The organism is Primorskyibacter aestuariivivens (assembly GCF_028023675.1).
GTDB lineage: Bacteria > Pseudomonadota > Alphaproteobacteria > Rhodobacterales > Rhodobacteraceae > Marinovum > Marinovum aestuariivivens.
Map to the genome: position 1 here is coordinate 1 of NZ_JAQIOZ010000023.1, position 13,915 is coordinate 13,915.

Sequence of the window (13,915 nt, forward strand, 5' to 3'; positions counted from 1 at the left end):
ATGGCAGCCTACAACTTCGCCCGCAGGCTCAAGACCCTCAGCGGGCTGACGCCTTACGAATACATCTGCAAGATCTGGACTTCAGAGCCAGATCGTTTCATCCTAAATCCGATCCACCATATGCCGGGACTGAACACCTAGAAGCCGATTTCAGATTGCACAAATAGTGCACACAGTGCCCATTAACTTATTGAACTTAAGTGTCAAACCATCCAATCCATCATTGGGGCGACTGACAGTCTCGCGTTCTGGTCTAAGCGCTTCATTGGTATCATCAAACTCTTGGCTCCGGGCTCGCAACGCTGGAATTTGCCCCTCTACGCTTCAATGCGCGCAAGAGCCACACTGGAAATCGGCCTCCATCCCCCTGCGGCGCCGCCAACACGCCAGCGCGTCTCTCCCGCCGCAGAACCCTTGGCGCTCTCTACGACGGACCTATAGCCGAATTCTGCGAGGGAGGAAAACAGCCGTAACGCAAAGGCCGGTGCCGTGGCTCACGCGTTCCAGACAACCGTGCCAAGCGCTGTGACGTCATACCCGCCATAGGCGTCCGCGCGCTCGGCGAATTGACGGGTCCGGCAAAACGTCATGAGCGCCTGCAAAGGCGCTTCGAACCAATCCCGGCGATCGACGAGGAGCGCGAATTCTTCTTCGATGATCGGCAGAAACTCCAGCCCATAGCTGCGCGCGACCGCCGCCAATCCAAAGGCCGCGTCGGCGTCCCCGCGCCGCACGGCTTCGACCGCCTCGTCCTCGGTCCGGGCCACATCGGTAAAGGTCAATTGCGACAGGTCCAGACCCTGTTTCCCGACCAGTTCGCGAAACAATGTGTCGGTGCCGGATTCCGGCTGCCGGGGCACGATCCGTCGCCCTGCCAGATCGGACAGACCGGACAGGATGTGGTCCCCTGCGCGGAACACCAATCCGCGCTGCCGCTTGGCAAAAGAGATCAGGACGGCGTTCTGATCTGCGGCAGAGGTTGCCACCACCGGGGCATTCCATGTCCCCGACGCCGCGTCATGGATATGCATCCCCGCGGCGATGCCTTCGCCCCCGACGAAACGGTCCAACCCGTCAAGAGAGCCGTCGTAATAAGTCGCCAGACCGCAGCGCGATTGCCGGATGGCCCAGTCCAGCAAAGGGTCATGGCTGCCAAGAACGATCTGCGGGCGCACCACAGGCCGCACAGATGGGCCCGTTGCACTGCCGGTCTTGGCCTGTTCGATCCAGGCGCGGATCTCGGCAGCTGGGAACAGGAGTTTTCCCGTTGCGCGCGAACAGGGGACCGCGCCGGATGAGGCCAAATCATAGATCTTGCGCTCCTTCAGCCGCAAAAGCTCGGCCAGTTCCTTGACGGTCAGGTATTCGTGATCGGGAAAGGCGATATCTTCCATGGCGTCTCGGGGGCATCTCGGGCAGGTTTCGGGGCGGCAGCCCATCCGCCGCCCCGCATACCCTATCAGCTATCCGGCGCGTTAGGGAAGAAGAGCTGTTGATCGGCAACCTTGTAGGCCGCAATGGCACCCTGCCCTTCGTCCGACACAAGCCAATCCGCAAATGTTTGCGCCGCGTCCACGTTGACCGACGGGCATCTCGCGGGGTTCACCGGGATCACGCCATATTGGTTGAACATGTCCTCGTCGCCCTCGACGGCGATCTGATAGTCCTGCTTGTTGCCAAAGCTGATCCAGGTCGCGCGGTCGGTCATGACATAGGCACCCATGCCGATCCCTGCGTTGAGCGTCGCGCCCATGCCCGAGCCGGTCTCGCGATACCAGTCGCCGCTGGCCGCCGTCGGATCGACGCCACTATCGGCCCACAGCGCCATTTCCTTTTTATGCGTCCCCGAATCGTCGCCGCGCGATGCAAAGAGCGCGCCCTCACCGGCGATCTTGCTCATCGCGCCCTGCACGTCATTCATGCCCGCGACTCCCGCCGGATCCGCAGCGGGACCGACAATCACAAAATCATTGTACATCAGGTCGGTCCGCGCCGTGCCGAAGCCCGCGGCCACGAATTTCTCTTCGGATGGTTTCGCATGCACCAGCAGCACGTCACCGTCACAATTCTCGGCATTCTTGATCGCCTGCCCGGTGCCCACGGCCACAACATTGACCTGAATGCCGGTCTTGCCCTGAAAAATCGGCAACAGGTAATCGTAGAGGCCGGAATTGGCCGTGGAGGTGGTCGACTGGACAATGATCGACTGGTCCTGCGCCCAGAGGGCGCTTCCGATCACCAGCGCGACCGCCGTCGCCGTCAATTTCCTTGCAAGCATTGCGGCCTCTCCCTCTTCGCTTGTGTCAAACGACAAGTCTTCCGTTCAGGTAATCCTGCGCTGCCGCCGAGCGTGGCGCGTCGAAAAACTCTGCCGCTGTGCTGTGCTCGGCCACGCGTCCGCGATGCAGGAACACGACGTCATCGGCCATGCGACGCGCCTGCCCCATGTCATGGGTCACGAAGATGATCCGCACGCCGCGTACCCGCGCCTCGTTCACGATGCCTTCGATGGCGAGGCTTGAGGCCGGATCTAGGCTGGCGGTCGGCTCATCCAGGAACAGCACCTCCGGGTCCGTCGCCAGCGCCCTTGCAAGCGCGAGACGCTGCGCCTCGCCGCCCGACAGGAGCCGCGCGGGTTGCGCCGCTTTGTGGGAAAGCCCGACATGGTCGAGCAGCTCTTGTCGCCGCGCGGCGCTCTTGCCGCGCGCCTTGAGCACAAAGTCGATATTGGCTGCAACCGAGCGGCGCAGCAGGACAGGTTTCTGAAACACCAGAGCCTGCCGCGCGATGGCCTGCTCTGCCGTGTGGCCGCCCCAGTCGATGCGCCCGGCACTGGGCCGGATCAGTCCGTGCAAAAGCTTGAGCAGCAGGCTTTTGCCCGCGCCGTTCGGCCCCATGATCATGGTGCAGCCGGTCGGGCCAAGATCAAGCGACACCCCGTCTAGCACCGTCGCGTCGCCAAAGCGCAACGTCAGATCGCACAGGCTCAGCGGCAGGATCGCCGGGGCCCGGGATACGGTGTGACGTGCGATGGCGGCGTCGGTCAGGGTCGTTGCGTCATACATAGGCTTGCCTCGCAGCTGTCATGCGTACCGATTGCACCGCCGCGTTGACCCCAAGCGCGATAACGAGCAGCACAATCCCCAGCCCCAGCGCCAGTGCCAGATCGCCCTTGGAGGTTTCCAGCGCGATGGCCGTGGTCATGACGCGGGTCAGATGGTCGATATTGCCGCCCACGATGATCACCGCGCCCACCTCGGCCACGGCGCGGCCAAACCCCGCCAGCCCCACGGTCAGCAGCGAATAGCGCGCATCCCAGAGCAGCGCCTGAATGGTTTGCAGACGGGTCAGGCAGAGCGAGCGGAACTGTTCGGCATATTCGGCGTGAAGGTCTTCGATCACCTGCCGCGACAGCGCCGCGACGATGGGCGCGATCAGGATGGTCTGGGCGATGATCATCGCGGTGGGCGTGTAAAGCAGGCCGAGAAAGCCCAGCGGCCCGGAGCGCGACAGGTGCAGATAGACCAGCAGGCCAACCACGACGGGCGGCAGACCCATAAGCGCGTTCATCACGATCAGAACGACGTTTCGTCCGGGGAAGCGGCCAATCGCCACCAGCGCGCCGATGGGCAATCCGATCAGACAGGCCACCACCGTCGCCGTCAGGCTCACGCGCAGCGACAGGAGCACAATCTCGATCAAATCCGCATCGCCCGCCAGAACGAGCGCAAGAGCCAGACCAAAGGCTTCCCCGATACTATGCAAATTCTCCCCCAGCTGCATAATTTCCGCTACCGCAATGACTTTGCAGCCTGCACTATGGAAACTCAAGGCCGACTTTCGTGCTATTCAGGGAATTTTTGCGAGAAACGGACTGCATAATTTACGGAACCACGCGTAGCGCCAGCGCCGCGTCCCGTCGAATGGGCCGGTTTCTCGCGGCTCAGGCATGGCGTGCAGCGCGCTTTTGGCCGCTATGACCCAAGTCTTTCGATCCGGGAACACAGGTCTTGCGCCGCGCCGAGCGCCCGCGCCGTGGCAACGGACATCTGGGGCAGGATCATCCATTCCAGCATCCAGGCCGCACCGGACCGCTCCTGTTCATGGATCAGCGCGTGATGGAGACCGGCCAGCTGGGTGGCATTGAACCGCGCCAGCGTCACAAGCAGCTCGGCAAGCACCGGGTTCGATTTGTGCGGCATCGCCGAGGACCCGCCGCCCCCGGTGAGCGTGATTTCGTCAAGCCCCTGCTGGGCCATAAGGGCCACATCCTGACCGATTTTCCCGAGCGACCCGGTGATGAGCGACAGACGGCTGGCATATTCCGCCACCGCGCTGCGATCCGTGTGCCAGACCGGCCCTGCGGAGAGCCCAAGCGCATCCGCCATATGGGCCGCGATCCGCTCGCCGTCGCCACCAAACCCGTGGCGCGTGCCCACCGGGCCGCCCAGTTGCAGACGCTCGACGCGCGGACGCGAAGCGTCCAGCCCCGACATGTGATCCCTGAGCGGCTGCCGCCAGCTCCGGACCCGGTCCGCCACGGTGATCGGCAGGGCCGCCTGCATACGCGTCCGACCCATCAACGGGGCATCGCCCATTTCCGACGCCAGCCGGGCAAGGCGCGCATCGAGCGCCTGCAACCGGTCCATCAGCATGTCCGTGACCTGTCTCAGGGTCAGCGCCAACGCCGTATCAAGCACGTCTTGCGATGTGGCACCGGTATGGATAGCCGCGGCATCCGCACCTGCCTGGGACCGGAGTTGCCACACGAAATCGGGAATGGGCAGACCGTCGCGCAAACTGGCCTCTGCGAGCGATGCAATGTCGATTTCGGCGCGCTCGACAACCTCTGCCGCATCGCGCCCCTGATGCGCGGGCACATGCCCGCACGCCGCCAGCGCATTGGCCAGCGCCGCCTCAAAAGCGCGGTAATGGCAAAGCTGCGCGTCAGCGGACCAAAGATCGACTGTCGCAGGATCACCGAACAGAGGGCCAAGCCAGGGATGGTCAAAGATCATGCAATTGCCCCGGTCCGGTCGCGCAGAAGGTCCGCAGCTCAGACATCGAAAAACACGGTCTCATCCTCGCCCTGAAGCCGGATGTCGAAACGGTAGAGCGGCGCGCCGCCCTCCTCGGACCGCGTGGCGATCAGCGTTGCGCGGCGGTGTTCCCATTCGATCAGGTTCAGCACGGGATCGGCGGCATTGGCCTCGGGCTCATCGCTGAAATAGAGCCGCGTGTTCAGCCCGACATTGATGCCGCGCGCGACGATCCAGAGGTTCAGATGCGGCGCCTGCATGGCCGTGTTCCGGCCCTGCGTCTTGCCTGGTTTGACGGTCTCGAAGCTCCATTCACCGGTTTCGAAATCCGAGATCACACGCCCCCAGCCGCGAAAGGCATCCTCGACGGGACCGCCGCCTTCGGGGTGGGCATAATGGCCGTCGGTATTGGCCTGCCAGACCTCGATGAGCACATCTTTGATCGGCGCGCCCATGCCGTCGATAACGCGGCCCGCGATGCGGATGCGTTCGCCTTTGGCATTGGGGCCCGCGATGTCATGGCCGAGTTCCTGTTCATAGATGTCAAACCCCGCGGCCCCCGGCGCGAGGCCGATATGGACATAAGGACCTGCGGTCTGCGATGCCGTCTCTTTGAGATATGCAAGCTTCTGAGCCATCAGTTCCCCTCCGGCCGATTTTCGAACAGGGTCGAGCGGCGTCCGCGCAGCACGATGTCGAACTTGTAAGCGATGCTGTCGAGCGGAATGGTCGCGTTCAGGTCAAGCGTGGCGGTCAGCTGCTCAATGGCGTCCGGGTCGGGGATCGTCTGCACGATGGGGCAGATCGGGATCAGCGGATCGCCCTCGAAATAGCATTGCGTGATGAGCCGCTGCACGAAGCCCGATCCGAAAACCGACAGGTGAATATGCGCCGGACGCCAGTTATTCACCATGTTGCGCCACGGATAAGCGCCGGGTTTCACGGTACGGAAACAGTAATAGCCGTTTTCATCGGTCAGCGTCCGGCCACAACCGCCAAAGTTCGGATCAATGGGCGCAAGATAGGTATCCTTCTTGTGCCGGTAGCGCCCGCCCGCATTGGCCTGCCATATCTCGACCAGCGTCTCGGGAACGGGCCGCGCGTTTTCATCCAGAACACGCCCGTGCAGGATGATCCGTTCGCCAATCGGGCTTTCCCCCGCCTGCACGTAATTGGTCAACAGGTCATTGTCGCCCGGGTCGATGTCATTATGGCCAAAGCGCGGTCCGGTGATCTCGCTCACCGTGTTCTCAAGCGAGATCAGCGCATAGCGCGGGCTGCGCGCCACTGATGTCTTGTAATCCGGTGTGAAGGCCGGGGGATGGATGGCCCGGTTGCGCATATAGTAATCGGCAGGTCGGCTCATCTGTCCTCCTCCATCTCGGCATAGGTCGCCTTGGCGAGTTTGATCGCATGGTTCGCCTTGGGCACACCGGCATAGACCGCCACGTGCTGAAAGGCCTGGATAACGTCCGTCCTAGACGCGCCGGTATTGGCCGTGGCCCGGATATGCATCGGGATTTCGTCGAAATTCCCGGTTGCCGCCAGAAGCGCCAGCGTCAGCATCGAGCGTTCGCGGGTCGTGATACTGTCATCCGCCCAGACCGTGCCCCACGCCCCTTCGGTGATCAAGTCCTGAAACGGCGCGTCGAAGTCCGTCTTGGCCGCCTCTGCCCGATCCACATGGGCATCCCCAAGAACCGCGCGCCGGACGCGCATGCCTTGTTCGAATTTTGACACTGTATCTGTCATTGCTGTCCATTACTCCCCGTGGCCGTTCAATAAGGAAGGCCCACATAGTTTTCCGCCATGGCTTTCTGCGCCGCCACATTGGAGCGCAGGAACTCCAGATCGGCGATCTGCATCTTGAGATCGAAGGCGCTCTGGTCCGGATAGCGGTGCATCAGTGACGAGAACCACCAGCTGAACCGCTCGGCCTTCCAGACGCGGGCCAGCGCCCTGGCGGAATAGCTGTCGATCCCCGCGTGCGATCCGGTTTCGTAAAACTCCCCGAGTGCATGGTAAAGGTAGTGCACGTCCGAGGCCGCCGTGTTCAACCCCTTGGCCCCGGTGGGCGGCACGATATGGGCCGCATCCCCGCACAGGAACAACCGCCCCCAACGCATCGGTTCGGTCACGAAAGAGCGCAGGGGCGCGATGGATTTCTCGATTGACGGGCCGGTGACCAGTTTTTCGGCCTGTTCGGCAGGAATGCGCCGTTTGAGCTCCTGCCAGAACGCCGCATCGGTCCAGTCCTCGGGTTTGTCGCTGAGCGAACATTGGATGTAGTAGCGGCTCAGGTTCTCGTTGCGCATGGAGCACAGGGCAAAGCCGCGTTCGGAATTGGCATAGATCAACTCGTCGCAGACCGGCGGGGTCTCGCTCAGGATGCCAAGCCAGCCGAAGGGATAGACCTTTTCATATTCACGCCGGACCGAGAGCGGGATGGTCTGGCGGCTGACACCGTGAAACCCATCGCACCCGGCGACGAAATCACAATCGATCCGCCGCTCCTCCCCATGCACCGAATAGGTCACATAAGGCGCGGTCCCATCCGCATCATGGATCACCACGCCCTCGACCTCGTATTCGATCTGGCCCCCGGCCGCCTCACGTGCCGCATAGAGATCACGGGTCACCTCGGTCTGGCCATAGACGATGACCGGCGTGCCCGTATGTTCGGTGAAATCGACGCGAAACATCTCGTCGCCGTAGGAGATCAGGGTGCCGTGATGGACATAGCCTTCGGCATGCAACCGGTCCGCGCATCCCGCCTCGTCCAGCAGGTCCACCAGCCCCCGCTCCAGCACCCCGGCCCGGATCCGGGACAGAACATAGTCTTTGCTCTTCCGCTCAAGAACCACGGATGGGATGCCCCTGCGGTGCAGCAGCTGCGACAGCAACAACCCCGACGGGCCACCGCCAATGATGGCTACAGATGTTTTCATTCCACCGACCTTGCCGCTTTTGCCACGATCCAGTCCAGCGTAACCTGCCACACATCGCATGAATATTGATATTTGCGACCCATCTCATAATCTAAAGGTTATGGATTTTGACGCACATCTCAGGCTACGCCACGTCCGCACCTTTCTTGAAATCGCGCGGGCGGAAAGCGTGTCCACCGCAGCGGCGCGGTTGAACATCTCGCAACCGGCTGTATCCCGCAGCCTGAAAGAGCTCGAAGAGATGCTGGCGACGCCGTTGTTTGACCGTGTCGGTCGCGGTCTGCGCCTGAATGAGGCAGGACGCGTGTTTCAGGCACATGCCAGCGCATCCATGGTGGAATTGATGCAGGCCCGCGACCGGTTGACGAAAGACGGGGATCTTACATCGCGTCTGTCGGTCGGAGTTCTGCCCACAGCGGCATCCGAGCTTGTCCCAAGCGCCGCGCTTGCCTTTCGCAAGGAAATTCCCAGCGCGCGCCTGCATATCCTGACAGGTCCGAACTGGCTTTTGTTCGACGAGCTGCGCGCGGGGCGTGTTGATCTCGTGGTCGGGCGCATGCCGGAACGGGAAAAGGCCACCGGGATCATGTTTCAGCAACTCTATATCGAGGATGTGGTTCTGGTCTGTCGGCCCGGTCACGCAATCCTCAGTGCGCGTGTCCCCGAAGACCACATATCCGACAGCGATCTGATCCTGCCGCCCCCGGGCGCGGTCATCGCTCCGACCGTCGAACGATATCTGGCCAGCATCGGCTTGCCCGAGATGCGCGCGGCACTTGAAACCGTGGCTTTGCCGGTCGGGCGCAAGATCGTCGGAAGCTCGGACGCGCTTTGGTTCATTTCACGCGGCGTTGTCGCGGATGAACTGGCAGCGGGCAGTCTTGTCGTGGTGCCGCTGGCTTCACCGCTCCTGTCGGGGCCCGTCGGGATCAGCATTGCGCGCTCCGCACCGATCAGCGTCGAACGCAGCGTGTTCGCAAGCCGCCTGCGCCATGCCGCCGCCGAACTGCGCCCCGCCTACGCATCTGGCACCCGCCGCTGAGAGGCGCTGCGGCACGATGATTGGTTGATAAATCACCATGAGCGCGTATGGTAAACATAGGAATTGCCGAATATTTAAGTGATCATCGGGCGCATCCTCCCATGTGGTCACGGAGCGGTTCCGCTTGGGACTGAATGGGGAAAACCCGCATGGCAGCCGAAAATGCGACGAACCGACCCGGGCGCTCCGTTTCGATTGTGCTGCCATTTCTGAACGAGGCCGAAACCCTCGAACCGCTGGTCACAGAGATCCGCAACGTGATGGCAAAGACCGAAAGGCGTTTTGACATCTTTCTGGTAAATGACGGCAGCACGGATGCGGGAGCGAAGATCGCGGCAGACCTGGCCAGGCGCTGGCCCGAGCTGCGCATGATCAGCTTTACCCGCAATTTCGGCAAGGCCTCGGCCCTGTCCGCAGGGTTCACGCATTCGCGCGGGGATATCGTGATCACGATGGATGCGGATTTTCAGGACGACCCAAGCGAGATCCCCCGGTTCCTCGAACAGATCGACGCAGGCTTCGATGTGGTGAGCGGCTGGAAGCAGAAACGCAATGACCCGATTAGCAAGACGCTGCCGTCCAAAGTGTTCAACTTCATGACGTCATGGAACTTTGGCATCAAGCTTCACGACATCAATTGCGGTTTCAAGGCCTATACCCGCCGCGCGGTGAAATCCCTGAACCTTTATGGTGAGTTGCATCGTTTCACGCCCGCGATCCTCAATGAGCGGGGCTACAGGATCACCGAGATCGCGGTGAAGCATAACCCCCGGAAATTCGGCCAGTCGAAATACGGAGGCTCCCGCTTTATCAAAGGCATTCTGGACATCGTCACGGTCAAGCTGGTGGCGCATTACCATGTGCGCCCGCTGCATTTCTTTGCTCTCATCGGCATCCCGATCCTCCTGTTCGGATTGCTGGCGCTGAGCTATCTCTCGGTCCTGTGGCTGTTGCACTACCGACCGATCGGGGATCGCCCGCTGATGCTGATCGGATTGCTGTCGGTCATCGTCGGCGTACAGATCCTCGGAACCGGGCTGCTTGCCGAATTGATCCAGTCGCGGTCGATGAGTGAAGACAAGAAATACGTGATCGACGAAATCGCGGGGCTGGACGATGACGACATGCCGACCCCCTAGCCCGGCCCTCGCTTCGTGGCGGTCCCAGGCCATTGCGACCCTCGGTTGGCCGGCCTCATGAATGCGCTGGCCTTGCACAAAATCCTGTCCCACTCCGGAGGCTCAAAGTGGCAGACTTGCTGAATACGCTGTTGGTCAAACTCTCAGAAGAGTTTCTGGGCGTTCTGGGCGGCGCGGTGTTTTTCGGATCATGGCTGCTGCAGTCATGGGAATCGCGGCTCGCCGGCACTTCGGTCGTGACAGAGCGGTTTTTCCTCATGCGGGTGGTGGCATCGCTGCTACTGGCGCTCGAAGGCATCCGGGCCGGATCATTGTCCCTGACCTTGCTGATGTCGGCGACGCTCGTGCTGATGCTGTACAATGTCTACCTGCTCCGGCGCGACACGGAATAGGCCACAACCGGACGTGTTTTTGTGGCAGAGGGCTGATATTTATGGAAAAAATCCAGCACCCCCTTACAATGGCCCCAGACGCGCCCGGCGCAGACGAGTCGCGGTTTTGTCTATGTCGCGAATAGCAGGGCGGGGCTTAATGCATGACACCTGAGCGTGGATCAGACCAGATAACCAAGCGGTTTCCGGCGGTTTTGGGACTGGATCGCGCGCGGCGGCTGGACCTTGTCCTGCTCGGCCTTGTGCTTTTGCTGGCTGGGCTGCTCCGGCTCCAATATGCATTCCAGCCCATCGTCGACGCGTTCAGCTGGCGCGAGGCCAGCACCGCGATGATTGCCGAGAATATCCCGCTGCACGGCTGGAACATCTTTTACCCCGAAGTGAGCTGGACCGGCCCCGGCCCCAGTTATCAGGGCCGCGAATTCCAGCTCATGACGCTCCTGGCGGCGCTATATAATGCGCTGTTTGGCTGGCAGGATTGGAGCGGGCGTCTCGTCGCCGTCGCGTTCAGCCTGCTCACGGTCCTGTCGCTGCATCGGCTGACGGCTCTGATCTGGAACGAAACCCACGCGCATGTCGTGGCGCTGGTCTATGCGCTTTTGCCCGCCGCAATCATGATCGACAGTTCCTACCTGCCGGACCCGGTCATGCTTGCGCTGATAACGGCGGGCATTTGGCTGTTCGTCCGGTACTATCTTGGGGGATCGGCTCTTGTGCTCGCGGCATCGGCACTCTGTTTCACGCTGGGTGCCTTGTGCAAATTGCCGGGCATTGCGATTGGGCTTGTCCCGGCATGGCTGACCGTTCTTTTGCTCCTGCGCGGCGAGATACGGCGCGCGGCGGCGTCCCTGACGGTGATGCTGGTGTCGCTTCTGGTGATCATCGCCTATTACGCCTGGGCCGTGTATCTGGGCAATACCACCCCGCCCTATCACGTGGCAGGCAGCGGCTATATCTGGGACAACGGCCTGACGCATTTTCTTGATCATGGCTTCTGGTTCGAGGATTTTGCCAATATCGCCGTCTGGTGGTTTTACGGCATGCCGTTCCTCGCGCTGCTGCTTGTCGGGCTCTGGGCCTATCCGGGCAATATTCGCAAAGACGAAAACCCCGACCTGCCCCACCTTCCGCTGGTGTGGTCGGTCGGCTGTGTGATCGTGTATCTGCTCGCCGCCCGCGAGATTTCCAACAATCCGTGGAACTTGCACATCTTCAGCATCCCGGTCGCCCTGTTCGGTGGGCGCGGCCTCGTCTTTCTCATGGAATTGGGCGGCGCGCGGGTGCTTTCACCGATGGGGGCGCTGCGTGGGGTGCTGGCGATTGTCGTGCTGGGCGTGAACGCCACGATGCCGCTGCTGAGCTCGATGAAGGCCCCGCATTCCGAAAACGCGCGCTTGCTGGGGGCTGCATTGAACAGACTGACCGAACCCGATGATCTTGTAATCGCGATCAGCCCGGATCTGGGGGACCCTGTCGCCATCTATTACAGCCGCAATCGCGGATGGGTTTTTCCGCCCGGCGGGGGGCAAACGGTGTGGTCCGTGTTTGCCGAAGACGATCAGACGGCCATGGCCCAGCTTGAGGATCTGCGCGCACAAGGTGCCGGATGGTTTGGATACGCCACCAATGCAGAGGATGATCTGGGCCGGTATTTCGTCGACCACCACGCCGGGTTCATCGACTGGCTCAATGAGACCGAAACGCGGATAGAAGCCACCCGCGAATATGTCATCTACCGATTGGCACCCCAGAGTGACCACTGATCACAATGCCGGGAACCCCTTGATCAAAGTCAACGACTTACGGGACAGAATGTGCTAAAATCAGTGAATTAGCCCAAACTGTTCTTTCAGCGCCGCGGCGCAAGCCCGAGAGGAGAGTCGCCATGTATTTTGTTTTTCCAAATTTTCAGACCCGCACCCTTACCCCTCATCTGTCGCGGCTGCGCCTGAATGTTGCCATGCTCGCCCTGCTCGGTGCACTCGCCACAGGGGTCGCCGAGGCGCAGACGTCCTCCGCGCCCGATATCCGGCAGGCCGATGCAATGCTGTGGGACACGCCCACACCAGAGGTCATCGCCGATGCACGCGCCACGCTTGAAGACGCTGCAGCATCCGGCGATGTCCATGCGCAATATCTTCTCGGGCGACATTTGCTGAACGGCTGGGTTCTGGCGCAGGACAAGCCCCGGGGCCTGCAGCTTTTGAATGCATCCGCCGAAGCCGGGCATGCCCCCGCTTTGACCGAGCTTGGCAAGGCCTATCTTTTCGGCCTGACCGTCCCGAGCGATCCGGCGCGCGCCGCGGATTATCTTGAACAGGCAAGCGCAAAAGAGGACGCGGCCGCCATGCGGGTGCTGGGCGAACAGCTTGTCAGCGGAGACCTGTTGGCGCGCGACGTCGACCGGGGCACGGCATTATTGGAAAGCGCCATCGCCTCTGGCGACATCGACGCCCATGTCGCCTTGGGCAAGCTATACCTGTACGGAATCGGCGTGCGCGAAGATCAGGACAAGGCGCTGGCCTTGTTCGAAACGGCGGCAGAGGCCGGAAACGGCCACGGGCTTGCGGCCTATGGTGATGCGCTGATGTGGTCGGAACGCAACCCGAGGCTGGCCGAAGCCATCCTGAACCGCGCGGGCGAAATGCAGGCGCATGAAGCCTGGGTCAGCCTCGCCCATGGGGCGATGTATGGCTATCTCGGCGGCGGCCGCACGTCGCGCGCAAAATATCAGGGCTATGCGGACAGGGCGCGCGAAGCAGGCGCGGACAAGATCGCCGTGCTGGAAGCCGAACGCAGAATGTGGGGCATCAACATGCGCGCGAGCGGCCCCGAGACGCTGGACGGCCTCAGACGCGCCGCAGAGGCTGGAAATGCCCGGGCTGCCGGATATCTGATCGAGCTTATGCGCGATGGCAACGGGCTGAACGTGCGCCGCCGACCTGTTCAGGCGCGCGAGGCGCTGGCCGAATTCGGCGCGCTGTTCAGTGAAACCAGACGCGATCAATATGCCCTGTCGATCGACGCGGCATTGGCCCGGCAGGTTCAGGATTATGCACCGGTGGCAGACGCCTTCAATGCGCGACCCGAGTTGCACTCGACCTGGTTCGGAACGCAGATTGCCGAGGCCAACCTGAATATCGCCTTCTATATCCTTCAGGCGCAGCTCGCATCCGAGGGTCGCTATGGCGGGTCGATCAACGGGTATGCCACGCGCAAGACATTGCTGGCGGCCGCGCGCAAATGCCGGGACATGGAGTTGGACCCATATTGCAATGACAACGTGCTGCGTCCCGGAGTGGTCGGCGCATTGCTGACCCGCTAAACCCCTGGCGCTCGCGGACCGGCACCGCGA

14 protein-coding genes and 1 pseudogene are annotated in these 13,915 nt (G+C 61.9%); 6 read left to right on the forward strand and 9 right to left on the reverse strand.

Annotated elements, in window-relative coordinates:
* Positions 1-141, forward strand: a pseudogene (locus PGB28_RS18905) (IS481 family transposase); the annotation flags it as partial.
* Positions 142-494: 353 nt separating this feature from the next.
* Here PGB28_RS18905 and PGB28_RS18910 read toward each other — a convergent pair.
* From PGB28_RS18910 to pobA, 9 genes are all read right to left on the reverse strand, one after another.
* Positions 495-1,394 (reverse strand): helix-turn-helix transcriptional regulator, encoded by a 900-nt coding sequence (locus PGB28_RS18910; protein WP_271423095.1) that lies wholly within the window; start codon positions 1,392-1,394, stop codon positions 495-497.
* Positions 1,395-1,459: 65 nt separating this feature from the next.
* On the reverse strand, positions 1,460-2,278 hold the full coding sequence (locus PGB28_RS18915; protein WP_271423096.1) for a substrate-binding domain-containing protein: 819 nt from the start codon (positions 2,276-2,278) through the stop codon (positions 1,460-1,462).
* A gap of 25 nt (positions 2,279-2,303) precedes the next feature.
* Positions 2,304-3,065 (reverse strand): ATP-binding cassette domain-containing protein, encoded by a 762-nt coding sequence (locus PGB28_RS18920; RefSeq protein WP_271423097.1) that lies wholly within the window; start codon positions 3,063-3,065, stop codon positions 2,304-2,306.
* Positions 3,058-3,765, reverse strand: a complete 708-nt coding sequence (locus PGB28_RS18925) for an ABC transporter permease (RefSeq protein ID WP_408636283.1) — start codon at positions 3,763-3,765, stop codon at positions 3,058-3,060. The genes PGB28_RS18920 and PGB28_RS18925 overlap by 8 nt, the downstream gene beginning before the upstream one ends.
* A gap of 209 nt (positions 3,766-3,974) precedes the next feature.
* Positions 3,975-5,018: a 3-carboxy-cis,cis-muconate cycloisomerase gene (locus tag PGB28_RS18930; protein WP_271423098.1), complete on the reverse strand. Its 1,044-nt coding sequence runs from the start codon at positions 5,016-5,018 to the stop codon at positions 3,975-3,977.
* Between the two features lie 38 nt (positions 5,019-5,056).
* A complete protein-coding gene (gene pcaG / locus PGB28_RS18935) occupies positions 5,057-5,677 on the reverse strand; it encodes a protocatechuate 3,4-dioxygenase subunit alpha (RefSeq protein ID WP_271423099.1) in 621 nt (206 codons plus the stop codon).
* Entirely contained in the window at positions 5,677-6,405 is a 729-nt protein-coding gene (pcaH, locus tag PGB28_RS18940) for a protocatechuate 3,4-dioxygenase subunit beta (RefSeq protein ID WP_271423100.1), read from the reverse strand. The genes pcaG and pcaH overlap by 1 nt, the downstream gene beginning before the upstream one ends.
* Entirely contained in the window at positions 6,402-6,791 is a 390-nt protein-coding gene (gene pcaC, locus PGB28_RS18945) for a 4-carboxymuconolactone decarboxylase (protein WP_271423101.1), read from the reverse strand. Before pcaC ends, pcaH begins: the two co-directional genes overlap by 4 nt.
* Before the next feature lie 26 nt (positions 6,792-6,817).
* Positions 6,818-7,987 carry a 4-hydroxybenzoate 3-monooxygenase gene (pobA, locus tag PGB28_RS18950; protein ID WP_271423102.1) on the reverse strand — a complete coding sequence of 390 codons (1,170 nt, stop codon included), beginning with the start codon at positions 7,985-7,987 and terminating at the stop codon, positions 6,818-6,820.
* A gap of 100 nt (positions 7,988-8,087) precedes the next feature.
* On the opposite strand from pobA, the gene PGB28_RS18955 reads away from it, so the two are divergent.
* From PGB28_RS18955 to PGB28_RS18975, 5 genes are all read left to right on the forward strand, one after another.
* A complete protein-coding gene (locus tag PGB28_RS18955) occupies positions 8,088-9,029 on the forward strand; it encodes a LysR substrate-binding domain-containing protein (protein ID WP_271423103.1) in 942 nt (313 codons plus the stop codon).
* 149 nt (positions 9,030-9,178) lie between these two features.
* Positions 9,179-10,168, forward strand: a complete 990-nt coding sequence (locus PGB28_RS18960) for a glycosyltransferase family 2 protein (protein ID WP_271423104.1) — start codon at positions 9,179-9,181, stop codon at positions 10,166-10,168.
* 107 nt (positions 10,169-10,275) lie between these two features.
* Positions 10,276-10,560, forward strand: coding sequence for a lipid-A-disaccharide synthase N-terminal domain-containing protein (locus PGB28_RS18965; RefSeq protein WP_271423105.1), 285 nt, complete (start codon positions 10,276-10,278; stop codon positions 10,558-10,560).
* A 143-nt stretch (positions 10,561-10,703) separates the two neighbouring features.
* Entirely contained in the window at positions 10,704-12,323 is a 1,620-nt protein-coding gene (locus tag PGB28_RS18970) for an ArnT family glycosyltransferase (RefSeq protein ID WP_271423106.1), read from the forward strand.
* Between the two features lie 122 nt (positions 12,324-12,445).
* Positions 12,446-13,885: a tetratricopeptide repeat protein gene (locus PGB28_RS18975; protein WP_271423107.1), complete on the forward strand. Its 1,440-nt coding sequence runs from the start codon at positions 12,446-12,448 to the stop codon at positions 13,883-13,885.
* The last annotated feature ends 30 nt before the right edge of the window (positions 13,886-13,915 follow it).